We start from the raw sequence: 25,672 nt of genomic DNA, 5'->3' as shown, positions 1-25,672 counted from the left end.
CAAGTAATGTGCCTAAAAACTCAGTAAGAATCTGCGATTTCACACTATTTACTCTAGCAGAGTAGCCGTGGTTTTTGACATAATAGCCAGCTTACACTGGCAAACCAAGAAGACTATGGAAAATACTGAACAAACTCTTTTCGCAAAACGCTTTCGTGGCTTTTTTCCTGTTGTGATTGATGTTGAAACCGCAGGTTTTAATAAAGAAACCGATGCGTTATTAGAAATTGCTGCATCTGTACTGAAAATGGATGACGACGGCGTGTTAAGTATTGATCATACTGTGCATTTTCATGTTGAGCCATTTGAAGGCGCGAATATTGAACAAGCGGCCATTGAGTTTAATGGTATTGATCCTTTTTCTGCGCTGCGTGGAGCGGTGCCTGAAGAAGAAGCGATTAAAGAAATCTGTAAAGTTGTGCGCAAGGCACAAAAAGCAGCGGGTTGTCAGCGTTCAGTGGTAGTAGCACATAATGCAGCGTTTGATCACGGCTTTTTAAATGCCGCCATTGAGCGTTGTAAAATTAAGCGCACGCCATTTCATCCATTTGTTAGTTTTGATACCACATCATTGGCAGGTCTTGCACTGGGGCAAACAGTATTAGCTAAAGCGTGTAGGGCGGCAGGTATTGAGTTTGATAATAAACAAGCTCACTCAGCACTTTATGATACCGAACGCACAGCAGAACTGTTTTGTTTAATCGTTAATCGCTGGCAACAACTCGGCGGTTGGCCATTGCCTGAAATCGAAGCAAATGAAGAAGAGCAAGACTCAGCCGTTAAAACGACTGAGTGATCTTACCTTCAAAAAAACGCACCATGTTAGGAGGGTAAATACGTGAAAACTGTTTACTCTCTTGCGCTATCTTAAGCTCCACCCCTGGATGCATTAATTCATTCACTTTTAAGCGACTTGTTGCTAATAAGCGCGCGATCTTAATTTTCACTAAGTGTTTCTTTTTCTTGGTGTTGGCTGTTTTAATTTTAATCTGCTGCTCGCTGGCAGTGATCTTTTTAATATAATGCGCCCGTTGAGCTGGGTCGGGTATTTTATTGGCCTTTTTGCGTGCTTGCTGTAAGGCAGCTGCTTTTGTCGCTAATAACTTTTCAAAGTCATTAATTTGCTGCTGCTTTTGGCGTAAATCATGCCAATACTGAGCAATGAAAACCCGTGTTTTAGTGCCTGATGGCGCACCAAGCTCGCCGGTTTCTATTCGCATCGCATCTAAAATATTGCCACCAATAATTTTGCCTCGCGGGTTATTGGCTTTGCCAACTCGAATAAGGCGGCGAGCACTTAAATCACAATGCAAAGCCTGGCGTTCAATGAATAAATCTTGCTCTGTTTTTATATGACAGTACTGAGCATAACCCACTGAGATAGTGCGCGAAGCCGTGATGTTGCAGGTAAAGTTTTCAACGTTTTCACGCTTTCTGCCAACAGCCCCAAGCATCACGGTGACTTCACTTTTACTTTCAATTGTGGCTGATTCAACAAAGCCTAATACCGTCACATCACCCGTGGCTTTGACGCGCATACCATCTTTTACATCACCGCTGATAATGACACTACCATCAAATTCGACATGGCCCGTACTTACATCAACATGATGAAAGCACAATACGTCGTCCACGCGCATACCGCGGGGTAGGGCAACAGGCACGCCCTTAGCATCGGCAATCAACATATCGCTATTGTTTGGATCGATGCGCGTTCCTTCGAATGGCTCAAGAGGTAAGTCTTTACCAGGTTTTGCAGGCATTACATCACCAAACACAGTAAAGCCATCTTCACCGGGTGTTGCAGGAACTCGCTGCATTAATGGTGTACCCGGCTTAACGGTAATAATGGCACCTAAATTACGCATGTCGACTTTACCGCCAGAGGTCGCTTGCGGGCTAAGAACGCGGTCTTGTGCTGTAGAGCATAAGCGTACGAATTTAGCATCGGTGCCTTCTTTAGGCATTCTGCCATGGGCAACAATTGCGGTGTAATGGGCGCCGGGTGGTTGCTTAAATTGTTGGCCTAAAAAGGTATCAAGGGCACGTAAACTAATGCCTTTAATCACTCCCGCCTCTGCAAGCACCTCTTGCGCCATATCCATGCTAACAATTTTACCGCCACGGGCTGTTGTTAAGCTTGCTTCAACCACCATGTTTTTAGCATCGACTTTTACTTCAAGGTGAGCATCAACGGCTTTAGCAACCACTAAAGATTGGTTTTGATATTGGCTGCTAGGTATAAACAACTTGCCTATATTGGCATCAATATATTCGTAGCTGGCATAAGGAGACTGCTCAAGTAATTCAATTAATTGAGAACTCGTAGTAGGAAAACCCGCATCTCGAGGATGCTCACACAAAGTGACATAGCCGCTTTGTTCATCGAATGAAAACATCGACATCTGAAAAGCCCTGTAAAAAACTGCCTGTTATTATAGTTATGTGTTGTTACAGGTTATTTTGAAGAAGGGTAACAACGTTTCCTATTTCAGCACAACTTTTGTACTATGTTAAGAATTTGTATGATTAAAATGTGAAAATATGTATAAAAACTGATTTTTCCTGCCTGAAAATTCAGCATTCAAAGGCACTTAGCAAAAATTTCCCGATTAATGCCTTGAGTCTGAATAGGCTACTCAGTTATACTGCACGAACACTCTGAATGAGATACCAAATTCAGGGGCTGATTAGGATTCGACGGAATTCAAGACGCCCGAGGTGCATGTCGAGGTGCGGTTGGCCTCGTAAAAAAGCCGCAATTTAAAGTAATCGCAAACGACGATAACTACGCTCTAGCGGCATAATAGCCCGCTAGCACTTCTCCGGTGTATGTCTGTGGACCCGGTTCTGAAGTGTCACCCTACACGGACTCGCTACGGAAACCCTGGCCGGGGTTGAAGGGCTAAAACTAAGCGGCCTCGCCTTTGCAGATCGTGTTCGTCCGAGCTGTATAAGGTTAACTAAAAGACGATACTAAACATGTAGTACCAAAGGTCGAGGCTTTTCGGACGGGGGTTCAAATCCCCCCAGCTCCACCAATACAGTGTTCGGTTACCACCGAAGACGACCTGAAACCCCTTAAATCTTCTAGGTTTGAGGGGTTTTTTGTATCTATACTGTTCGACGTTGTTTTGCACTTTTCGGGTAACGATGTACCATAGAGTGGCCCACCAAATTGATAGGCCAAAAGCCATGGGCCATAAATTCAAAGTGACCACATTCAGCAGGTGCAGACAATGCCTAAAGTAGCGACTCGATTAAATGATACTCAAATAAAAAGAGCTAAAGCATCAGATAAAAATTATGAGTTATCAGATGGCGAAGGTTTAATTTTAAGAGTTCTTACATCAGGAACTAAATCTTGGATCTTTCGATATAGTCCTCCCTATACCAAAAAAAGAACAAATATTAGCTTTGGTACTTACCCACTAATTACTTTAAAAGAAGCTAGGCAATTAAGAGAAGAAGCTCGCACATTACTCGCAAAAAACATTGATCCAAAAGAGCATAAAAAACAGGCTGAGGCATTTGAAATAAGCGAAGCTCAAAACACTTTTAGGCTGGTGGCTCAAAAGTGGTTCGAAATAAAAAAGACTACTGTGACAGAAGGCTATGCTGAGGATTTATGGAGCTCGTTAGAAAACCACTTATTTCCTAGGCTAGGAGATAGAGCAATAAGAGACTTAACAGCGCCTTTGGTTATTGAAGTGATGCAACCCTTAGCAGCGCGAGGAGTGTATGAGCAAATAAGACGTCTTTGCCAGCGTGTAAATGAGATCATGACGTATGCCGTTAATACGGGAATTATCCATGCTAATCCATTAGCTGGAATTAAGAGTGCCTTTCAGTCTCCTAAACGTAATCACATGAATACCATTGAGCCAGAAAGGTTACCTGAATTATTAGAGAGATTAAATCGTGCAAGTATAAAATATACAACGCGTTGCCTCATTGAGTGGCAACTACACACATTATGCAGGCCATCAGAAGCAGCTTGTGCTAAATGGTCTGAAATAGATTTTGAAAATGAAATTTGGACTATTCCTGCCGAAAGAATGAAAGCAAGGAAAGAGCATAAAATTCCTTTAACTAAGCAGTCGCTACACTTACTTGAGCTTATGAAACCGATAAGTGCACATTTAGAATATATCTTTCCTGCGGACCGAAATCCTAGAACTCATACCAATCCACAAACGGCAAATGCAGCATTAAAAAGAATGGGCTTTCAAAACATTCTAGTAGCTCATGGCTTAAGAGCTTTAGGGAGTACAATTCTAAATGAAAAGGGTTTCGACCCTGATTTAATTGAAAGCGCACTGGCCCACACTGATAAAAATGAGGTTAGACGAGCATATAACCGAGCTCAATATCTAGCTCGTAGACGGGAGATGATGGAGTGGTGGAGTGAGCATTTAACAGAATCTTTATGATTCAAACTAATTTATTTAAGTATGCGTTTAAAATTAAATTAATGGATAATCAAATCCTTATATAGGATATTATTCAGGCAAACTCGTAACTTTAACCTCACTACAACCTAAAGCATTTGGGGATTTAAAAATGAGTAATAAAACAAAACGTAAACAAAGATCTAAAATTAAGGCAAAACAGGCTAGGTGTTTAAAGCAAAAAAACTCTCAAGGGTTGAAGAAAATGTTGTAAGTATCTCTGATGAATATATATCTAAATTTGAAACTATACCTGAAGATATGCCAATTGAGTTAATCATTGAAACTCTAATTGAATTAGAGGGAGATAGAGTAACTAAAAACCCTCTAGATCCTAAAGCAGCTTTAGCCGCAGTGCTCGTTATGTATACACACTGGAAAGTGTCCGAAAGATATATTCCTTTTTCAGTATTTGAATTTGAATGTTCATCCGTATTAGATTCTGAAAAATTTAATATAATAGTCGATAAACACTTAGCATAACTTGTATCTAAGATGAATTTTCAGCAGGAGTTTAATTAAGGCGTTTAAATTAAATTTGTTGCAATAACTTATCCCATTCATTACGTGGCGCTCAATTAGCGAGCGCCCTCCTCATTAGACTTACCAAGTCCTTTCATCAATACGTCAAACATCAACCCAGCAAAGCCTTTTGCGATTGCTTCATTCGACAGAAGTTTCATCGCCATGTCGTTATGCACATCCATACTTTCGATGATGGCGTTGTTGATTGACTCTGGGAATTGACCGAGCATCGCTTGTTCTTTGGTGTTGCTACGAAGCTGGTCCATAACGACTTCGTTTTCCGAAATTTTGCCTGCAATGGTATTGGCATAATTGAGCATGTCGTTTTCAGATAAGCCATCTTCGATAAACAAATCGTTCATTCGTTGAATGATCTCATTAAGAAGTTCAGTTTTAGGGTCTTTCGGAACCGCACCAGAACCTTCTTTTGCATCAGGCAAATACGACTTTGGTTCTTCACCAATTTTGACACCGAGTTGCAAGTCAGCCTCTCGCTGCTCGTGTAAACGGTAGTGCGTCATTACCACATCAGATAAATCAATCTCGTCCTCCACCACATCAAGGCGAAGTAGTGGGTAAAGATGTTTGGCGAAAATACTTAGCTTCTCTAGCTCAAGATCATCAAAATTGACGATTTGAGACGTAAACTCGTAGAAGCGATAGAACGACATTAGATCTTTCTTGAACACTTCCAGAATATCTCTTGCTTCCTTTGCGTGTTTAACGCTGTTTTCGGCAAATTTGATTTTCTTATCGTTCTGCTCAACCTTCGCTTTAGACAATTCAGCTTGTGCTGATTGAAGCACCTGAGTAGCTTCTTTATAACGAACGGAGAAACGGTCAACTGCGGGTTTACACAGATTCGCTAATTTGGCTTGATTCGCTTGTTTGTTATTATAAGTTTCAACAAATGCCTCAACCTCTCGCCACTGATAAATACCTACTTTATCGAGCTTCTTCATTAGCTCATAAACAATATTAGGATCAGACACACCAGCTAATTCAGCGGTTTGGAAGTAAACCTTAAACTCAGCCAAGATCTCTTCAGGGTCATTCACAAAGTCGAGCACGAAAGTTTTATCTTTACCTTTGTAGGTGCGGTTTAGCCTCGAAAGGGTTTGGATACACTCAACGCCTTTTAATGGTTTATCGACATACATCGCCACCAATTTGGGTTGGTCAAAACCTGTCTGAAACTTATTCGCAACCAGCATTACCTGATAATCTGTGGTATCAAATGCTTTACGCATATCACGGCCACGCAGACCCGGATTCATATTATTTTCTGTAAATGGGTGATCGGGTAAATCAGGATCATTCACTTCACTCGAAAAGGCGACCATAGCATTAACATTTGTATAGCCTTTTTTTTGTACGTATTTTTCAAAGGCAAGTTTGTAACGTACAGCTTCTAGCCGGCTACTGGTAACAACCATTGCTTTTGCTTCACCACCCAACAAGTGTTTAATTTTTTCATTAAAGTGCTCAATGATAGTTTCCACTTTCTGAGCAATGTTATACGGGTGCAAGCGAACCCACTTTGCCATTTTTGAAGCGGCTTTTTTGCTGTCCACTTCTCGGTCTAAATCAGGATTTTCATGGGCTAATTGATAAGCTACACGATAACTGGTGTAGTTTTGTAGAACATCCAGAATAAACCCTTCTTCAATCGCTTGGCGCATTGAGTAAACGTGGAATGGCTGTGGTTTGTTGGTGTCACTTGCTGGTTCATCAAGGTTTGGTCTGCGTCCAAAAAGCTCTAGTGTTTTCGCCTTTGGTGTAGCGGTAAAGGCAAAGTAGCTGAGTTTGTTTGACCCTTTACGGGCTTCCAGTGATAAACGCAGCATATCTTCACTGTCCAACTCTTCATCACCGTCTAACTGCTCCGCCATCAACACTTCACGCAATTTTCGAGCAGTCGTTCCTGTCTGGCTGGAGTGCGCTTCATCTGCTATTACCGCAAAGCTGCGGCTAGCTAGCGTTGAATCCTTGCGGATAGCCTCCAAAACGTGTGGGAAGGTTTGAATAGTCACAATAATGATAGATGTGCTAGCCCTTAGCTCCCCAGCTAATTGTCCTGATTTAGAGCCTTGCGCTTCTTCTCGGTTAACACGAGCAATCATCCCTTCATTATGATCGAATTGGTAAATCGTATCCTGTAACTGGCTATCCAATACTGTTCGGTCAGTGATCACTATTACAGAGTCGAAAACCTTATCCCCAGCTTGTTTGTTAAGCTCAGGGTGATCGGTGTAGTAATGCTTTGACGCCAATTGGTGAGATAGCCAGGCAATCGAGTTAGATTTGCCCGAACCTGCACTGTGCTGGATAAGGTATTTATGCCCTGTGCCTTCGCTGTCCACTGTTTTAAGGAGCTTAGAGACTACCGCCCACTGATGATAGCGAGGGAAAATCATTGTTTCTTTTTGAGTGATTGAACCATCTAAGTTTTCAACATCTTTTACTTCGAGGTGAATATAGCGGCTGAGGATAAGCAACAGGTTATCTTTTTGGAAAATCTCATTCCAAAGGTAAGACGTAGCATAGCCACCATCTTCAGGAACATCATTACCTTTACCACCTTCACTTGTGCCTTGGTCAAACGGTAGGAAAAAGGTCTTTTTGCCAGCTAAGCGAGTAGTCATGGCTACGTTATACTGACTCACAGCAAAGTGAACCAGCGCACCACGCTTAAAGGTTAATAACGGCTCTGGTTTACGAGTTTTCGGATCTTTCGGCTGCCTGTCCTTCATATACTGGACTTTGGCATTATCAACCGACTGTTTAAACTCAGATTTAAGCTCACAAGTCGCAACAGGGATACCGTTGACGAATAGCGTTAAATCTAAACGTCCATCATAGCCATTAGGGGAATAAACCAGCTCTGGCACAACTCGCAAAATGTTTTTCCCATAACGTGCGGTTGCCTTTGGATTTAAATCGTGATCAGGCTTAAAACTACAAAGGTCAAACTTCGCTCCACGATTATTGAGTTTATTTCGCAATACCCAAAGCGTACCTTCGTTTTTAAGCTCCAGCTCTAATGACTTGAGCAAAGCGTCAGCCGTTGCGTTTGGGTTACGGTCAGTGTCTGGAAAGTGCTGTGCTAGTTTTTCCCACTGTTCAGGCTGTGTTGCCTTAACAAAAGCAATCACATCGTCAGGGTAAAGAGCCAATTCTTTGTTGTATTTGTTTGACTCGCCCAACAACCAACCGTGAGACTGCATTTGATCAAGGATATCATTTTGGAATATTTTTTCTTCTGCTACGCCTGCCATAGTTAATTCCTTTTAAGCAATTTCTTCTGCTCTTTGTTTTATTTCGTTGAAAACAGTTTCTGAAAATTGCTCTGCAATGTCATCTTCTATAAGTAATTTAAGAGCTGTATCATTATGTTGTTCCTGGCTCTCAATTATCGCGTTTTGTAGCAATTCAGGATAAAGACCTTTTTTTGCCCTATCTACAGGGTTGTTTTTAACTTGTTGCAGTAAATCCTCATTACCCATCAAGCTATCAACTATTAAGGTGTGATAAAGCGGTGAGATTATATCGTCTAAAGGCACTATATCGTCTTTTGGCTGTTCTTTTATCTTGATGTCTTTTTTCAAGAATCGGGCAACATTATCAATCTCAGGGAATAATGTTGCCTCCGAGATAGACAGCGTTGAAAGCTCTTTAAGCAGGCCATCTTTGGACGATTTGGGAATTGAAATATGCTTGATATCTGGGCGAAAAGCCTCAGGTATGCGAATCGGGTCTGTCTTCTTTTCGCCCATACCAAACAAGAAGAATGCGCCACTTTGTTTAACAATTCTTCGGTTATCTAGTTTTGGTTTTACACATATTACAGAGTGAAGGTGTTCTTCTTTGATATGTGGTTTGAAGTATGGCTTTTCTGCTTGTATTGAGTGTAAAAAGCGTTCGTTATCTCTAGCAAAATCAAAATCTGCATTAGCGCGGGCTAAATTGCTTACTACGGACACTGTATCGCTATTGAAATACTTAATATCTTCATTTGGTACTTGATAAATCAGCACCTGTCCATTTTTTGCCGAGCTATCCCTCGATGATTCAGGAATTAATGAACAACAAGCAAAATAAAGAGCAACCAAAGGATTACTTGTGATATCAAGCAACCTTGTGGGCAGCCCGTAGTGCTGCATTTTCACTAAAAAATCGAATGTTGAAACGCAATCCTTAAATTCTTCAGGGCATTGAGTCACTAAGTTGTGAAATAATTCACCTTCGTTTTCAACATAACGGCTTTTCTTTGGGTCGTCATTTTGGTTTCTAAAAATAGTCGGCAATGGAGTAAACGCATCCGAAGCGTGACCTCTGTAGAATAATGTATGATCATCTTTTACCTGAATTTCCGAGCATGCTGCGATAAAGTGTGCCAGCGATTTGATGTTTTTTACTGCCACTACTTAAGCTCCTCATCACGAACATCAATCTTGCCAGTTACTGCTGCTGAGATAAGAGCTGTTTTCCGTTCTTTTAGTAAGTTAACTTTTAGAAGAGCCTTATGCGTTAACTTATCAAAATATTGATCTTTTTCGATAAGATAGTCGCTAATAGCCTTTCGCTCACATTCTGGAGGAATTGGGACTTCCATACTTGCAAGATTCCCAATTGTTAGTTGATTGATAGTTGACGTTAAAAATGAACCAGATTGGTATTCAAATAATGGGGAGTTTAATACCCAATATAAATAAGGGTTTAGCTTACTTCTAAAAACAACCATAAATGCACCAAAAGCCATATCAACGGCTTCTTTAGTAATTAGGGCATTTTTGCCGATAAGTTGTCTGCTGCCGTTCCTTGAACAAATTAGCAAATCATTTTCTTTGGTTCTAATACGAGTAGGGATATCCATGTTGACGTAGACATTATCGGAAAAACTTAATCTCGCATCCTGGATATTTGAAGATCTTAAAACTAAAATCCCTTCCTCTTGGGTGACAACATCATCGGGCGAATAAGTAAGCCCGTTTCTTGCTTCACCAATATACTTCAGTCTTTTCATATCCCAATGCGCAGGCACTTCACCCAACCATTCCACGCCGGAATCTTTCATTGGTGCATCTGGGTTGAGTCCTTTAGTCACTGCGTGAGAAATCACTGCTTGGCGCTTTTCTTTTAACAGCTCAATCAGTTTTTCTTGCTTGGCGATTAAGGTGTCGATCTTGGCTGTTTCGTGATCGAGGAACTTGGCGATTTTTTGTTGTTCTTCGATTGTTGGTAAATGTGATTTTACTGTTTTGACCAAGTCACAGTTTAGATGTGGATGAAGAGCACCAGTTTGTATAGATTTTAAAGAGTGGAAACCATAACTTGAATTAAGCAACCAAGACAAGTAAAAACCATTCAGATCTTTTGTCGTTGAAATTATGATTAAAGCGTGACAATTACACCCTTCAAACTCCTTCGTTACCGCAGCTACCTGACCAATATCACCAGTCTGAACAACTAATACATCGCCTTCATTTAAGATGGATTTTGCTTTTGCATCACTCCACTCTTTACTTACATAGTATGGAGTGTGAAAGTTGATACGGTTTTGTTTGATGTGTAGCGATTGAAGATATCTCACTCCAGAATCAAAAAATATGTCTCTTGTTGGACCTACATAGCCATTGGTAATCTTTGTGCTGTATGAAGATATAGCCGCCACCTCCCAATGTTCTGGAATATCACCAACCCACTCAATCCCTGAATTCTTATACTCAGGATATGCTTTATATCGACCTGTCATTATGAATGCACCTCTTGCAGCAACTGCATAATATCAGCCGATACCGCATCTAAATCTGCATCAATTTCTTCTAATGCTCTTGGTGGTTCGTATACATAGAAATGGCGGTTGAACGGGATTTCATAGCCGACAATACCTACTTCACCATCTTTAGGGTCGGTCTTGCTTTCATCAATCCATGCATCAGGTACATGAGGTAGCACTTCACGAGCAAAGTAATCGGCAACCGTTTCAGTTAGTGGCACGTTCTCGTTATCACGTAAGTCTGGATTGGCGTCAATCTGGCCTTTTGATTTGCATACTTCCGCTTCGTCATCGTGTTCGCCAAGATGTTTGACGATCAGTTTTAGTTGAACTGCGCTGAGTTTAACTGCTTTTTCTGCGCTTTCTCGCTCCAGTTTGGCTTTGAGTTGTTTGAGGAACTTATCACGAGATAAGTATTTCTCTTGCTCAAAGGAAGAGAGCGCATCCAAAATAGTTTGCTGGGTAGTTTCATCCATTTTTCCCCAAGCATTGTCGGCTTGCAGGGCTTCAAGGCGTAGTTCGTCTTTGGGATAAATTGCTAATTGCAGCGGGCGCTCAATTGTAATTCGGCGGTAGCCAAATTCTTTATAGTCAAAGATTTTACTAAAGTCGTTTGCGGCAAACTGACCGTAGGTTTGCACGATTGTATTAATCGCTTCAGGTGTGAGTTCTTTACGCTTACTGCCGAGTGATTTACGCATTGCTGCATAGAATACGTTCTCATCATTGCCTTCTACTTCACCGCCGCCACTGCGACCACGACCGCCTGCCTTAGCACGTTCTTTTGAGGCATTGATAAGTTGAACCTTACCTTTGCGATTGGCAGGTTTATGGCTGGATAACACCCAGACATAGGTGGCAATACCTGTGTTGTAAAACATATCCGTTGGTAAAGCCACAATGGCTTCTAGCAGATCACTTTCGAGAATGTAGCGTCTAATTTCACTTTCACCGCTACCTGCACCACCGGTAAAGAGTGGTGAACCGTTTAAGATGATGCCAATACGTGAACCGCCTTCGTTTTCTGGGCGCATTTTGCTAATCAGATGCATCAAAAAGAGCAATGAGCCGTCAGAGACTCGTGGTAAACCAGGCCCGAATCGGCCTTCGAAGCCTTTGTCTTTATGCTCGTCATTGATGTGTTTCTGGATTTTCTTCCAATCAACCCCAAACGGTGGGTTTGACAGCATATAGTCAAACTTTTCATTACGAAGCTGATCGTTTGATAACGTATTTCCCAGCTTGATGTTATCGACCTTCTGTCCCTTGATTAGCATATCCGCTTTACAGATGGCGTAGGACTCAGGGTTTAGCTCTTGGCCAAACGCTGATAACGAGGCTTTTTCATTAAGGTTATGAACATACTCCATACCCGTTGATAAGAAGCCACCTGTCCCAGCGGTAGGATCATAAATTGAGCGCACTAAGCCCGAACTGGTTAAGTCGTCTTCATTAGTGAATAGTAAAGAGGTTGTTAGCTCAACGATGTCTCTTGGGGTGAAGTGTTCCCCGGCGGTTTCATTAGAGCTTTCTGCAAAACGCCTGATCAGCTCTTCAAACACCAAACCCATGCCATAGTTGCTAATGGCATTTGGGTGTAGGTCTTCTTTTCTAAAATGTTTTACAACGTTATAAAGCAGGTCTGCTTCTTGAAGTTTGTCGATAGTATTGAAAAAGTCGAAGTGCTCGAAAATCTCACGAGCGTTTGGACTGAACGATTGAATATAGCTCTCTAGGTTACTTGCCACGCCTGTTTCACCCAGGCGGTTTAAATCCATTTTAGAGGTATTATAAAAACTTAGTCCTGCCGCATGCGTGAGAAGCTTGTCTTGGGCTTCGAGAGGCATCGCCTTTACTGATTCATACTTTGCAAGAACAGCTGGTTTGGTTGCTTCTAGCACACACTCTAAGCGTCTTAGTAGTGTGAAAGGAAGGATGATGCGCCCGTATTGAGATTGCTTGAAATCGCCACGGAGAAGATCGGCAACCGACCATAAAAATGCAGCTGTTGAAGAGAAGTTGTTGTTAGTCATTGTCTATTTTTGCTCTTTTAATTTGTTATTAGTCTGAAATTTTTTCTTAACGAGTTTACATAGCGTTAGCCTGTCAACTTTGTCAATAAGCTAGAAAGCTTTTTGCTCTACTCTTAATTTATTTTTTGATTATATGGGACAAGTCTGAAGCTGAAATGCAAGCTAGCATTCTAAATTCCTTTTTATCATTAGTGATACACTATACTGGCTTATCGATTTTTGAGTGTTGTTTTCTAGTCACAGTATCCTTCTAAAGCAAGAATTTTAAAGGATTTTTGATTTCTTTGTGTACAATAACATACACTTTTCTTTAGTAGAGCATAGTTAAAACAGTTATTGCTCTTGAAACTTAAATTATTACTGTAAAAATTCTATGAATTAATAAAGCCCACATAATTAAATTGAACTTCTAAAATGCTAATAAGCAAGTTTTTGCTACTGTAATTTTTTTAACATAGCCACACCATCATTGTAGAGGTTTAGCTCTTTGATTTGAATTAATTTTTATTAATTAGTAGATTTCTGTTTTAAAATCTAAGAGTAATAATAAATTGACGTTTCACGTACAAAACGCATGCTGTAATTGATAGTCTATTACTTAAGCAATTACATCTGAGCTATTTGAAAGCTTAAGCTGAAGTTTATGAAGCTTTACGGATAGAAACATTGATATTTCATTAGATATTCTCTGAAACATGACTTAAGAAAAGGAATTTTATGCCAACCTATAACAAGTACAACTTTGATGGAAAACAGCTAGGGAAATCAAGACTTATCCTAGCTATCATGAAAAAGTTCGTAAGAGAAAATAACCCTAATTATGAACAGCTTAAGCAGAACTTCTCTGAAATAGAAAAGGATAGAAGGTCACTGTTTATAACACCTCTTGAACTAGCAAAAAAGAAAGAAGGAAGTAAAGATTCAAGGAAACGTTTTTTCGAAGCGGATGATGAAGCTCTAACGCTTTCTGATATTTCAAAAGTATATGTTAGTAATCAATGGAGTAAAGCGGGTACTGAAAAAGTTATTCGCTTTGTTAACTCTAAGTTTGATTACGGTATTTCTGATGTTATACAGCAACAATCTATCAATGACTTATACATTGATTACCTTAAAGAACCTGATAAAGAGTGGATTACTGCTTATCAACAATTTACTGAAGAGGTGAAAAACAATTTAGGTGTTGCTGAAACTGACCTTGCCACAAATTTTATAAATAAGCTATGGAAGCCTGAATCTAATGGAATTGCGAGTGCTAAACCAGGCACTTTAAGTAACGAAGAATATCAAAAACTGATAGACGATTTACCAAAGATCACAGCCTTAATTTTTAAGGAACCTAGCTCAAATACATTAGAGAAAGTTTATGAATGGGCTGATGAAGCTAAAACGGAAGGAAAGTTTAACACTGTTAAGCGTGGTGTAATTCACAGGGTTTTTGCTGCTGCTGACCCAAAAAAATACAATACGATTTTGAATATTCATGCTTTAAGAGCTTTTACGAAATACTTAAATGATGCTTTTGATCTTGGAATTAATGTTAGTTGGAATTGGGCTGAGTTAAATCAGGTTGTTACAGAAAAAATTAAAAGTAAGGTAGAGGAACCTGAAAATGAGCTAGTTTTTAATACATTCATTTGGTGGCTTTTTGAAAAGCTAAAACAAGAAAGTGACGATGAAAGTTTATATATTGACGAAGATGAAAGGGATCTTTCAATGTCTACTAAACGAAACCAAGCACAACAAAAAGCAGTAAACCTTATTTACTACGGTCCACCTGGTACTGGTAAAACTTATACCCTTCAAAAGATTTTAAAAGAACAATATACAGAAACAGGAACTTCTGAAGAGCCTGAAGTTTGGCTTAATAATAAATTGAGTGAATTAAGTTGGTTTGAAATCATTACTCTTATTTTGCTTGACATAGATAAAGAAGTTTCAGTTACAGAAATTGTGAACCATGAGTATTTTACAAAGAAGTTAGCGCTTAATGGTAGAACTGCCAACATACGTCAGACAGCGTGGGCAGCCTTGCAAACTCATGCAATTCAAGACTCAAATACTGTTAAGTATGCCAAGCGCATTGAACCACTAATTTTTGACAAAGATACAGATAGTAAGTGGATTATTGTTGATAAAGAAAATGAATTGATTGTTGGTTATAGAGAACAACTTAATGAGCTTAAAGCGGGCCCTCCTGTCGAAAAAGAAATAAAGCGCTTTGAGTTTGTGACTTTTCATCAATCTTATGGATATGAAGAGTTTATTGAAGGTTTAAGGCCAGTAACTAACGACGATGGTGATATCAGCTACATTGTGAAACCTGGTATTTTAAAACGCCTGTGTAAGCGTGCTGAAGCAGACCCTAAGCATCAATATGCGTTAGTGATAGATGAAATTAACCGAGGTAATATTAGTAAAATATTTGGTGAGTTAATAACTCTTATTGAAATAGATAAACGTGCTGGTGAAGAGCACGAACTTTCAGTTACTTTGCCTTACTCAAACTTATCTTTTTCGGTACCTAGCAACCTAGATATTATTGGCACAATGAATACGGCTGACCGTTCTTTAACTCATATAGATATAGCGTTAAGACGCCGATTTGAATTTAAAGAGCTGAGAACTGACTATTCTTTATTAAGCGATAATGTTGATGGTATTAATTTAAGAAAGCTTTTATTCACGATTAACAAACGAATAGAGCTTTTATTAGATAGAGAGCACATTATTGGCCATGCTTTATTAATGAATGTAAGTAATTTGGCAGGTCTTAAACAAGTCTTTATCTCTAACATCATGCCGTTACTGGAAGAATACTTTTTTGAAGATTGGGATAAAATTAAGCAAGTATTTAACGGTAACGGATTTGTTTCAGAGCTTAAAGATGCTCATACAACTTGGCTTGGTGACGCAAATGAGTATGCAGCAAAGTCTTACTTTGTAGATCCTAAAGCTTTTGACGAGATTGAGAACTATACAGCTGTTTATCAAGGTATTGATGGCAAAAATTTTGCCGCGCTTTTTTCTGGACAAGAGCAAAACTAAGGAAGGTTTATGCGTACATGGTCTGTTTATGAGTTTTCTCGCTTGTATAAAAGTAATATTACTAAATGTGAGGGTGATAACTTAAATCTAGAGCACTTTCAATTTGAAGCGCTCAAACAACTGTTAACTTGCAGTGAGGCAGACCACGATAAGTTATTTAGGTATGGCTTTGAAAAGCGACAAGAGGTATTAGTTTGCCAAAACTACGTTGGTGTAATTTGCTTACCTTGTGGAGACCAAATTGAAATATTGCCTAAAACGCATCGGAAAAGCATACATGCTGAGAGTGATGAAAGTATTAGCAGGAATCGCTCCAACCTCATAAAAATGTTAAAGGCAACACAGTATTTACCTGGTAAAGTTGCTGACAATGCATCGTTAGATATGGCTAAAATGCCGTTACTTGACGTATTCATACAATTGTTTTTGCAAGAGGTAAGCTTATTAATTAAACGTGGTGTGGCAAGGCAGTATGAAACGCACGAGAGTAATGAGCCTTTTATTAAAGGTAGAATACTAGTTAGCCAGCAAATCAGGCATAACTTAGTTAATAAACATCATCACTTTATAGCCTTTGATGAGTTGACAACTAATCGCCCTGAAAACCGATTAATTAAAAGTGCTTTGCTCTGGTCGCTTAAGCGTGTGACAGCAAAAACGCAACACCTTTGCAGGGAGTTACTATTTCACTTTGAAGAAGTAACAAGCTCAAAAGCTATTTGGCAGGATCTCAATGCTTGGCAACGGGGTAGGCATTTGTCTCACTATGAAGCGATTAGGCCGTGGATAGAGATGATTTTTAAAGATCAAAGCCCTACATCGGTAAATGGTTCTAAAAGTATGTTGTCTATATTATTTCCTATGGAACGTGTATTTGAGGATTACGTACCAATTTGTCTGAAGGAACAATTCAAAAAATATGACATTAAAAAACACCCCCCCAGAGAATATTTAATCAGCCATGAGCCTAGCGACAATAAAAAGCGCACCAATGGTAAGCTTTTCCAATTAATACCCGACTTACATATCAAGGCACCAGGTAAATTAATTATTGGTGATACGAAGTGGAAGGTGATTGATGAAAACTTCCCGAACAAAAAGTATGGAATAAGTGAAAGTGACATATACCAGATGCTGGCCTATAACCAAACTTATCAAAAGGGTGAATCAAAACCCCCAGTGATTTGGTTGATTTACCCTATGACCCCACAGTTTTTAAGTCCGTTGCCTGATTTTATTTTTGATAACGGTCTTACACTCAAAGTACTACCTTTTGATATTGATAAGTCAGAGTTAGTCGACAACACGGCTGATAATTAATGGATTATATTTACTGAATAGTAAAGGTTGCTGAATTTAAGCTTAAAGCTTGGTCATATAACCTGCTTTTTTAGTTGTTTGTCATCATTTTTTTGCTTATCACAGCTGGTTTATATAATATCCCGGTACGACTAAAGTTTTGATTTATTTTAGTTGTGGATGGCGAAAGGGAACTAAAAGATTTTATGGATAAAAGCTGAGCAATACTGCCATATCCCCACTATTTATTTTGTATCTCTTTATAATTTCGCCATTCTTGCGTGTTTTCTGCTTTGAGGTTTCAAAGTGGTTGTTAATTAAATTAAGAAGTACAAAAGATAAATCAGATGAATATACTAGAAAGTTTACTGCGCGGTTTTGATACAAACGTTGTTAGTGGTGTTGTTTTAATTTTAATGCTTTTTGTTTTTGGCTTAGGTTTGTTTTATACCAAAAAAGCTAAACAAATTGAGTTTGTTCAGTTTGTTCCAACACTATTAACTACTATGGGTATATTCGGTACTTTTTTAGGTATAGTTCTTGGTTTATTAGAATTTAACCAAAGTGACATAGAAGCCAGTATTCCGTTGTTGCTAGCTGGCTTGAAAACTGCATTTATTACAAGTCTAGCAGGTATATTTTTATCTTTAGTGTTTAAAACACTGTCTACGTTTTCGTTCTTAAAACCTAAAAAACTAGAAGAAATTATTTCACACGCAACACCTGAGGCGATATTAGGTGCTATGCAAGCACAGGTTGCAGAAACAAAAGTTTTAAAAGAGGCGATTGTTGGTAATGAAGAGTCGACACTGTTTGGTCAATTAAAAATATTACGTGGTGATATTAATGACAATGCAAAAACATCGATAAAAATTGCCCAAGAACAAGCAGTAAAACAACAAGAGAACTTTGAGGCGTTTAGTGAAAAGCTATGGCTTAAACTACAAGACTTTGCAGATACTTTATCAAAGTCAGCTACAGAGCAGGTTATTGAAGCGCTAAAACAGGTGATTAGTGATTTTAATAACAACTTAACAGAACAGTTTGGTGATAACTTTAAACAATTAAATGAAGCGGTAATTAAGTTAGTTGAATGGCAAGAAAACTATAAAGTTCAGCTTAAAGAAATGAGTGACCAATACGCTCATGGCGTTGCTTCTATCTCTGCTACTGAATCATCTGTTGCTCACATTAGTGAGCAAAGCCAAATAATTCCTCAATCGATGGGTGAATTAAAAGGTGTTATGGAAGTTAATCAACATCAATTAGCTGAGCTTGAGCGCCATCTAGAGGCCTTTAAAGATATGCGCGATAGAGCTGTTGAAGCCGTCCCGCAAATTCAAAAGCAAGTCGAAGCTACAGTAAGCGATATATCGGCTGCTGTAACAACAGCGAGTGACCATTATAAAACCCTTCTTACGCAATCAGACGATTACATAAAAACTCATGTTCAGACATCTAATGATTTATTAGACAAGTTTGCTCATGAAACAGAGAAAGGCATTAATAGTGTTGGTGAGCGTTTGATTGAAAGCTCAGACAAGATTGGTAAAGAAATTCAAACTGCAGGTAATGAGTTTACAGATAATACAGCTCGAACCAACGAAAGCTTAAAGACAACATCTGATCATTTACAGTCGCAAACTGAAGTAATTAAGCAGCACTTACAAGATACGGTGACTGACTTAAATAACAATATGCGAGACATGATTGAAAAACTAGTCGATGATGCTAAAGATATTACTTCAACTATGAAGCAAGCTAATCAAAACCTTGTGACAGATACAGAGCAGGTGCGTGACACTGTAGTTAAGTCTGCAGAAAAACTTCAGCAACGCCTGAATGAAGTGATTGATGACGCTGCGACACAGCAAATTAATCAAGCTAAACGTACCTTTGATGCAATGGAGAATGAGGTTAAAAAGCAGGTTGGTATGACTGGTGAAGCCGTAGACTCACAACTAAAACTTATTGATACTGCGATGCAGCAAGAAATAAACCGTGTAATGAATGAAATGGGTAAAGCTCTTGCACAGGTAAGCGGTAAATTTGTTGATGATTATATTAAGCTAACTAAAGCGATGAATGAAGTTGTAAGTCAGCGAGTAATGTAATGGAAAAGATATTTGGCTCTCAAAACTCTTCACAAGATAGTGGTGATCATTGGTTAACTGTATCAGATTTGATGGCTGGTTTAATGGTTGTATTCTTGTTTATAGCTATTGTTTTTATGATGATAACTCAAAAAGAAAACGACAAGATTAAAGATGTTGCGGTTGCTTACCAACAGAACCAAGTTGCTATATATGAAGCTCTAGAAAGCGAATTTGAAAAAGACCTTGATAAGTGGGGAGCAACAATAGACAAAGAAACGTTAGCGTTCAATTTTCAATCTCCTGATGTTTTATTTGCTAATAATGAAACTAGACTAAGTGACGCATATAAAGAAATATTAAACGACTTTTTCCCTCGATATATCAACGTGCTTGCCCCGTTTAGAGACTCTTTAGATGAAATTCGTATTGAGGGTCATACTTCAAGTGTTGGTTTAAGAGGTTCTACAGAAGCGCAGGCATATTTTTACAATATGCGATTATCTCAGGGACGAACACGTTCTGTATTAGAGTATGGTTATGCTCTTATGCCTAATGAATCTGATTGGATTAAAGCTAATATCGCAGCAGTTGGTTTTTCATCTTCACGCTTGATTAAAGAGAATGGAGTAGAAGATGCTGCAAGGTCAAGGCGTGTATCTTTTAGGGCTATTACTAATGCTGATATTCAAATAAAACGGATACTGGAGGCGCAGTAATGAAGCTAACCGTTGACTTCAGTGCATTACATAGAGCTGTTGCACCCTTAGGGCAAGTGGTTACAGACTTTTCAATTGTCAGTGATGCTTCTGAACTCGAAAGCATTGGCAGCCATCTAAATCAAGGTATGATTTTAGGTAAAGATATACAGTTAGATGAAATTGATGGGTCAAATGGTGTATTAAACTATGATGGCCATCAAGTTATGCTTTACATACCTGATCAAGGCGATGACATTGAAGCTGTATTGTCTAATGGTAAATTAGGGCGGCGTATCCATGTAGCAGAGTGCTCTACTCTTGAGTTGATGCGAGAAACAGGTAGGTTTAAACGTTACGATGTAATTAATCGCGTTGATGGTTTCTTTCCTGTATTTGGCTCAAGCTACAGAGGAGGGCATAATACAGAGGGAGAGGCTGATTTAGGTGTATGTAAAAACTGCTTAAAAATTCTTAACTACAAGGGGTATTCTACCCAAAGTCAACAGGTTAAGAACCAAGTATTTAATAATTTTTCGTTCGAACAATTTTTCGAAGTTTATAGTTCTTACTTCAAAAGTTTGCCAGTAAACAGTAAAAAAAATACAGCTGATTATACCCCCGATTGGCCATCAATCTCAGCTAAGTTAAGAAGTGATTTAAATTACACGTGTGAGCAATGCGGCGTTGACCTTAAATCTGAGAAAAGACTTTTGCATACTCATCATATCAATGGAATTAAAGCTGATAATGAACGAGAAAATTTAAGGGTACTTTGTGCCGATTGTCATAAAAAACAACCACACCATGATCATATATATGTAAGTAACACAGATATTCTGAAAATTAACCAGTTAAGACGAGAGCAACATAAGTTTGATGTGTTTGATTACGACAACTTACGAAAATGTGCTGATTCAGCTTTGGATGGCCTTCTTCAAAAATGCCAGTCAACTAGGTTACCTGGTGCTGAGTTAGGGATTGTTATACAGGATAAAGAAGAATTTGTGTCAATCGATCTATGCTGGCCAAGACGTAAAGTAGCAGTACTTATTAATATGAATAATTCAAATATCTTAAGAAAACATGGTTGGAGTGTTTTCACAGCATTTGATGCCTTAAACAATTTTGAAAATTTTCAGAGGAAAATCAGATGATTGGTTCTAGTTTTAATACACAGTGTAAACTATTATTTTTAAGGTCATTTCTTTAAAAACAGTTTTTACTAAACATAGTCAAGGATGAAAATGAAGTCATTTCTAAATGCAGTTGATATTTTACTCGGGCATTTTGCCCGTGGTTTTACAGTTGTTTTTCTTTATATAGTTTTTAGCCTCATTGCAATTATTAGCTTACTGTCAATACCGCTGTCTTTCTTTGAATATGACGCAGGTTTATCTGATTTAGACTTGGTAGAGTTAGGTCTTTTTATATTCTTAATAGCAGTGGTTTGGCGTTTTTATAATCGCTGCACTAATTTGAAATGGTCAAAATGGGCAGCTATAAAACGCTTTGTGTTTGTTGTCGCTTTTGCAAAGCTTTTGTATATGTTCTTTTATGCAATCTATTTGATTTTAGAATTAGCAGAACAAGGTGTACTGGGAGTTGAAGTTCTAGATAGGCATGCTGATTTTGAGTCGTTTTTATCGGTGTTGGTTATAATTTCGGCAATCTATGCAGGAACTCCACTGCCTCCTTTTTATCTAAAAAAGGACAAACTACCAAAAGAGGAAGCAGAAGATGCTTTTAGTGCAGGAACACCTGAAAAATCCGAATCAGCAAGCGTAGTGGGATAGATTAACAGGGAAGTTTTTAGTATGAGAAAATTAGTTCAAAGTGTAGTTATTACAAGCTGTTTGTTTATTTGTAATAACATAGTTGCAAAAGAGCAGCTATTTCAGCCAGAAGATACTGCCTTTTTACAGTCATCATGTAGAGAGGTGATTGAAATTTTCAATAAAAAGCAAGAAACAGGTAAATACGCAGCTTTACATACTTCAATGTCTGAAGCTATGAGGGCGGGTTATTGTATAGGTGTTTTACAGCAATATATTAAGACTCCACCCAAATGTAAAAACAAGTATGGCAATTATAGAACTCTTAATTGGTTCGATTTAGCACAAATAATAGTTGGTTTATCATTGAGTGCTGAGCAATTAGAGCATGTTAAAGCAAGTAGCTTGCTAAAAGAAGCTTTTTGCAATGGCTAGTGGTTTAACTATCCCCGATGCAATTCGTCATTTATTTGGAATTGAAGTCGCCAAAGAAAGTACATACTTAAAAGATAAAGCCAATTCTTTAGTGCGAAATAAGCTTGTCAAAGTTAATACTGAAAAAGTAGTTCAAAGATCTAAGCAATATCTAGCTGAAGGGCAGTTAGATGTTTTGTTTAATGCGTTACTACTGAATGCTATTTTTACCGATCCTAAAGACGTAAAAAAGATTTTCGAAGACAGGCTCTTTAGAGCTGAATCAGCAAAAACGGTTAAACTGCTTTTTACTGAAAATAATTCTTTAATGGGAGTTGCTCTTAGTAATCAAAACGCAGTTAAATTTATTGATGACTTGGCAAGTGAGATGGATCTTTACTCTAATAGGCTTCCAAATCCCTTTGCTACTCTCCCACAACTTGCGTTAGGTAAAAACCTGAGTTTACTTCATGCTCTGCTTACCCAATCCGCACTTATTAGCCCTACAGATAACTTACTATTGGCTTATCTAAATAATGATATGGATAAGGCATTAGCGTTATCAAACCAAATTAAGGCCAATAATAGTAACGTTAAACAACTCATTGAACATATACATGCCCAGCACAAAGAGGCTGAGGAATTTGATGATTTGTTAAATTATTTTCAAAAAATGTGATTATTTTAAAATAATGCTTTTTAGTGCATTGCACTAGGTGAATCTGTGTTTGTCAGCAACAAATGGAGGTTTATATGACAAACATTAAAGAGTTCACTATTAGCTGTAACATGACTGAAAGCTACAATTTTAGTTGTGGGACTAGTGATTCTAAGAAACAGTGTTATACGTCAATAAACAAAGTTACTCTTTTAGGGCTTTGTATATGAAAAAGTATAGCAGTGACAAAGATATAAATATGCTAGTGCGCGCTTTGTTGAAGAAAAAAGGGTGGTCTATTAGGCAAGGCAAGCATCCAAAGTTAATAACACCTTCGGGTTTTAAAGTAACTGTACCAAGTACTCCAAGTGATTTTAGAGCGTTTAAAAATTTTAAAAATGATATTCGACGATTGAAGGAGCTTTAGCAATCGCTGAAGTTCCTAAAATCGAATTTTCTTTTTTAACCTTTAAAGGAGACTCTTATGTCTAACAATAATCACAAAGCTAATCAAAATAACGGTAATAAAGGTACTTCAGGTAATAATCCTGCGTATCAAAAAGCCCAGGATAATCGGGCTAATCAATTAAACCCTAACAACCCAAATTACCAAGGTAAAAAATAAATTTACAGTGAGAAGTTTAAGCGCAGTTTAACTGCGCTTTTTTCTATTTAAAGAAACTGGATCATGCCAAGCCCATTTTTACTGTTTTCACTTAAAACCAAGCATGACGACAAGGTTATGACATTTTCTTTTAATGTCGCACATATGTCATATGTTCCACGGAAGCGGTTAATTTTAAGTTGTTGTTTTATATGCTTTTAAAGTTTGGTGGGCGAGGTTTTGAATATTTTTAGATATTTAAAACCGTTATGAAAAATGCCTCAATTGATGACGCCAAAATAGGTTTTTGTCATACTTTTATTGCTTGTTAAGTGAGCAGTTTTGGTTGAAATCAGTTAATTAAGAAAATGTCTTTACCTATTATTTTCTCAAATAGCAGCTAAGCCCTTTAAATATACACTATTGGTAAGTCATGAGTTTTCTTCTGGTCTATCGAGAATCTAGCAAAATTTAAAATTGAATTTTTATCAATTTTGTTAAGGCTTAGACTTATTTATATAGTTCTTTAAAGAGGAAAAGAGCTGTCTGCTCCTAACTAACACTTGTTAATATCGAAGGAATTATGATTAGTTTTTTGATGAGAATGGTCTCTTCATTATAAGTAGTTGTGAAATAGGCTTTCAGATATAAAAGTGCTAGTTTGATAATGAGCTTAAGTCTGTTTTTCTAATTTAAACTAAGGTTGGTCAATTGTGACTCAATGGAGTGGGGATATAAAATGTTAAAAAATGCTTTTTTATTAGCGCTATTCGCTACCTTAGTTGCTTGCGGAGGAGGGGGCGGTGATAATACTTCAACTGCAGAACCAACCAATCTGCCACCAACCAACACACTTCCCTCAGTGAATGCAGGTGAAGATCAAACGGTTGTGGAAGGAAGTGAAGTTAGCCTAGAAGGTGAAGCAACAGATAGTGATGGGAGTATAGTTTCTTACTCTTGGATCCAACTTGCAGGTGAAAGTGTCTCACTCACTGACTCAGATAAAATTAGAGCGTCATTTGATGCGCCTGATGTTGAGGAAAGGGTAGAACTCAGTTTTCAGCTAACTGTAACAGATAATGATGAGGCTCAAAGTAGTGACACAATCAGTATATTTGTTGAACCAACCAATCCGCCACCAACCAACTCACTTCCTTCAGTGAATGCAGGTGAAGATCAAACGGTTGTGGAAGGAAGTGAAGTTAGCCTAGAAGGTGAAGCAACAGATAGTGATGGGAGTATAGTTTCTTACTCTTGGATCCAACTTGCAGGTGAAAGTGTCTCCCTCACTGACTCAGATAAAATTAGAGCGTCATTTGATGCGCCAGAAGTTACTTATGAGCATGAACTAATTTTAGAGCTCACAGTTACAGATAATAATGGTCTTGATAACAGTGATACCATTGCAGTGTTTGTAATCCCAACTCCAGCTGATATTCCTACAAAACTAATGTGGCCGATAGAATGTGAACCAGGGATAGATTGTACTGTCGGCTATGCAGATGTTGATGGGGATGGAGTTGCATTTAACTGCGAGAATCCCAGCTACCAAGGACATGAGGGTATTGATATAAATTTAAATGACGGACTTAATACTACCAAATGGGAGCAGATGGACAAAGGTGTAAATGTATTAGCGGCTCAATCAGGAGTGGTGTTATGGGCTTTTGATGATGAAACTGCTTTTGATAAATGCACAGAAAATACTGATATCGCTGAGTGTAATGCTCCTACTGAACAAAATGGCCCCAATGTATCAAGCGGGTATAGAGTATGTACAGACTTAGGAAGCTATTGTGCCGGTGGAGCTGGACTTTGCTATTGGTGTTTTGACGGAAAAAATGTTGTCGTAATTAAACACGAAGGAGAGGTGTTTGCTACTCGCTATGACCACTTAAAGAGTGGTTCTGTTTTGGTAGAAAAAGGAGATACAGTTTTTAGAGGGCAAAAAATAGCTGAAGTGGGGAGTGCTGGTCGCTCTACAGGGCCGCACCTGCACTTTGAGGTATGGAAAACTGATTATTACTCACTGGGTGAACCGTTTGCTGGTAAGTGTGGACCTAACTTTGAAAACTCTCTATGGAATCTAAATAAGTTCCCTTGGTTTGTTAAATAGTATTTTTCTGAGATTAGACGTTAATACATCTAAGAGTATTGGCTGTAAAGAATCGCCATGATGACTTTAAGCTAGGAGTTGAGGTTAGTTCATTCTTTAAATCGGATTTGAACAGCTTCTTGTCATGTGATTTTATCATTTTTAGTTAATTAAGTTCTCGGATATAGCTTAATTTAAAC

19 protein-coding genes and 1 other RNA gene are annotated in these 25,672 nt (G+C 38.4%); 15 read left to right on the top strand and 5 right to left on the bottom strand.

The features are described 5' to 3' along the window. Positions 1–115: 115 nt before the first annotated feature. Positions 116–796, top strand: coding sequence for a ribonuclease T (rnt, locus tag HUS61_RS04220; RefSeq protein ID WP_175082086.1), 681 nt, complete (start codon positions 116–118; stop codon positions 794–796). Here the strand turns inward: rnt and HUS61_RS04215 are convergent. Next, entirely contained in the window at positions 780–2,405 is a 1,626-nt protein-coding gene (locus tag HUS61_RS04215) for a FapA family protein (protein WP_175078988.1), read from the bottom strand. The two genes, rnt and HUS61_RS04215, sit on opposite strands and share 17 nt — an antisense overlap. Positions 2,406–2,682: 277 nt before the next feature. Here HUS61_RS04215 and ssrA point away from each other — a divergent pair. The 3 genes from ssrA (at position 2,683) to HUS61_RS04200 (ending at position 4,934) form a co-directional block, all read left to right on the top strand. Then, positions 2,683–3,041, top strand: a transfer-messenger RNA (tmRNA) gene (gene ssrA, locus HUS61_RS04210). A 198-nt stretch (positions 3,042–3,239) separates the two neighbouring features. Then, positions 3,240–4,433, top strand: coding sequence for an integrase domain-containing protein (locus tag HUS61_RS04205; RefSeq protein WP_175082087.1), 1,194 nt, complete (start codon positions 3,240–3,242; stop codon positions 4,431–4,433). A gap of 186 nt (positions 4,434–4,619) precedes the next feature. Beyond that, the gene (locus HUS61_RS04200) at positions 4,620–4,934 is read left to right on the top strand and encodes a hypothetical protein (RefSeq protein ID WP_175082088.1); all 315 of its coding nucleotides are present in this window, start codon (positions 4,620–4,622) and stop codon (positions 4,932–4,934) included. Between the two features lie 95 nt (positions 4,935–5,029). On the opposite strand, the gene HUS61_RS04195 is transcribed toward HUS61_RS04200, so the two are convergent. The 4 genes from HUS61_RS04195 to HUS61_RS04180 are packed head-to-tail and all read right to left on the bottom strand — an operon-like array spanning position 5,030 to position 12,788. Beyond that, complete coding sequence (locus HUS61_RS04195; protein ID WP_175082089.1) at positions 5,030–8,254, bottom strand: type I restriction endonuclease subunit R; 3,225 nt, start codon at positions 8,252–8,254, stop codon at positions 5,030–5,032. Between the two features lie 12 nt (positions 8,255–8,266). Then, positions 8,267–9,400 (bottom strand): FRG domain-containing protein, encoded by a 1,134-nt coding sequence (locus HUS61_RS04190; protein ID WP_175082090.1) that lies wholly within the window; start codon positions 9,398–9,400, stop codon positions 8,267–8,269. Beyond that, entirely contained in the window at positions 9,400–10,731 is a 1,332-nt protein-coding gene (locus tag HUS61_RS04185) for a restriction endonuclease subunit S (protein WP_175082091.1), read from the bottom strand. The genes HUS61_RS04190 and HUS61_RS04185 overlap by 1 nt, the downstream gene beginning before the upstream one ends. Continuing rightward, the gene (locus tag HUS61_RS04180; RefSeq protein ID WP_175082092.1) at positions 10,731–12,788 is read right to left on the bottom strand and encodes a class I SAM-dependent DNA methyltransferase; all 2,058 of its coding nucleotides are present in this window, start codon (positions 12,786–12,788) and stop codon (positions 10,731–10,733) included. Before HUS61_RS04180 ends, HUS61_RS04185 begins: the two co-directional genes overlap by 1 nt. A 717-nt stretch (positions 12,789–13,505) precedes the next feature. On the opposite strand from HUS61_RS04180, the gene HUS61_RS21600 reads away from it, so the two are divergent. From HUS61_RS21600 to HUS61_RS21480, 11 genes are all read left to right on the top strand, one after another. Beyond that, positions 13,506–15,836, top strand: a complete 2,331-nt coding sequence (locus HUS61_RS21600) for an McrB family protein (RefSeq protein ID WP_175082093.1) — start codon at positions 13,506–13,508, stop codon at positions 15,834–15,836. Positions 15,837–15,845: 9 nt separating this feature from the next. Further along, positions 15,846–17,156: an McrC family protein gene (locus HUS61_RS04170; RefSeq protein ID WP_175082094.1), complete on the top strand. Its 1,311-nt coding sequence runs from the start codon at positions 15,846–15,848 to the stop codon at positions 17,154–17,156. Between the two features lie 326 nt (positions 17,157–17,482). Beyond that, positions 17,483–19,249, top strand: a complete 1,767-nt coding sequence (locus tag HUS61_RS04165; protein WP_175082095.1) for a hypothetical protein — start codon at positions 17,483–17,485, stop codon at positions 19,247–19,249. Further along, the gene (locus tag HUS61_RS04160; protein ID WP_175082096.1) at positions 19,249–19,947 is read left to right on the top strand and encodes an OmpA family protein; all 699 of its coding nucleotides are present in this window, start codon (positions 19,249–19,251) and stop codon (positions 19,945–19,947) included. The genes HUS61_RS04165 and HUS61_RS04160 overlap by 1 nt, the downstream gene beginning before the upstream one ends. Continuing rightward, on the top strand, positions 19,947–21,083 hold the full coding sequence (locus tag HUS61_RS04155) for an HNH endonuclease (protein ID WP_175082097.1): 1,137 nt from the start codon (positions 19,947–19,949) through the stop codon (positions 21,081–21,083). Before HUS61_RS04160 ends, HUS61_RS04155 begins: the two co-directional genes overlap by 1 nt. Before the next feature lie 90 nt (positions 21,084–21,173). After that, positions 21,174–21,722: a hypothetical protein gene (locus HUS61_RS04150; RefSeq protein ID WP_175082098.1), complete on the top strand. Its 549-nt coding sequence runs from the start codon at positions 21,174–21,176 to the stop codon at positions 21,720–21,722. A 21-nt stretch (positions 21,723–21,743) separates the two neighbouring features. Then, positions 21,744–22,136 (top strand): hypothetical protein, encoded by a 393-nt coding sequence (locus tag HUS61_RS04145; protein ID WP_175082099.1) that lies wholly within the window; start codon positions 21,744–21,746, stop codon positions 22,134–22,136. Continuing rightward, on the top strand, positions 22,129–22,794 hold the full coding sequence (locus tag HUS61_RS04140) for a hypothetical protein (RefSeq protein ID WP_175082100.1): 666 nt from the start codon (positions 22,129–22,131) through the stop codon (positions 22,792–22,794). The genes HUS61_RS04145 and HUS61_RS04140 overlap by 8 nt, the downstream gene beginning before the upstream one ends. Positions 22,795–22,999: 205 nt before the next feature. Further along, a complete protein-coding gene (locus tag HUS61_RS04135) occupies positions 23,000–23,200 on the top strand; it encodes a hypothetical protein (protein WP_175082101.1) in 201 nt (66 codons plus the stop codon). 57 nt (positions 23,201–23,257) lie between these two features. Further along, a complete protein-coding gene (locus HUS61_RS04130) occupies positions 23,258–23,398 on the top strand; it encodes an alpha-amylase (RefSeq protein ID WP_175082102.1) in 141 nt (46 codons plus the stop codon). Positions 23,399–24,116: 718 nt separating this feature from the next. Further along, a complete protein-coding gene (locus HUS61_RS21480) occupies positions 24,117–25,493 on the top strand; it encodes a M23 family metallopeptidase (protein ID WP_181448113.1) in 1,377 nt (458 codons plus the stop codon). Positions 25,494–25,672 lie beyond the last annotated feature (179 nt).

The sequence above is a fragment of the Pseudoalteromonas sp. 0802 genome (assembly GCF_013350085.1).
In the GTDB taxonomy this organism is placed as follows: domain Bacteria; phylum Pseudomonadota; class Gammaproteobacteria; order Enterobacterales; family Alteromonadaceae; genus Pseudoalteromonas.
This window is presented reverse-complemented; position numbering and strand designations above follow the sequence as displayed.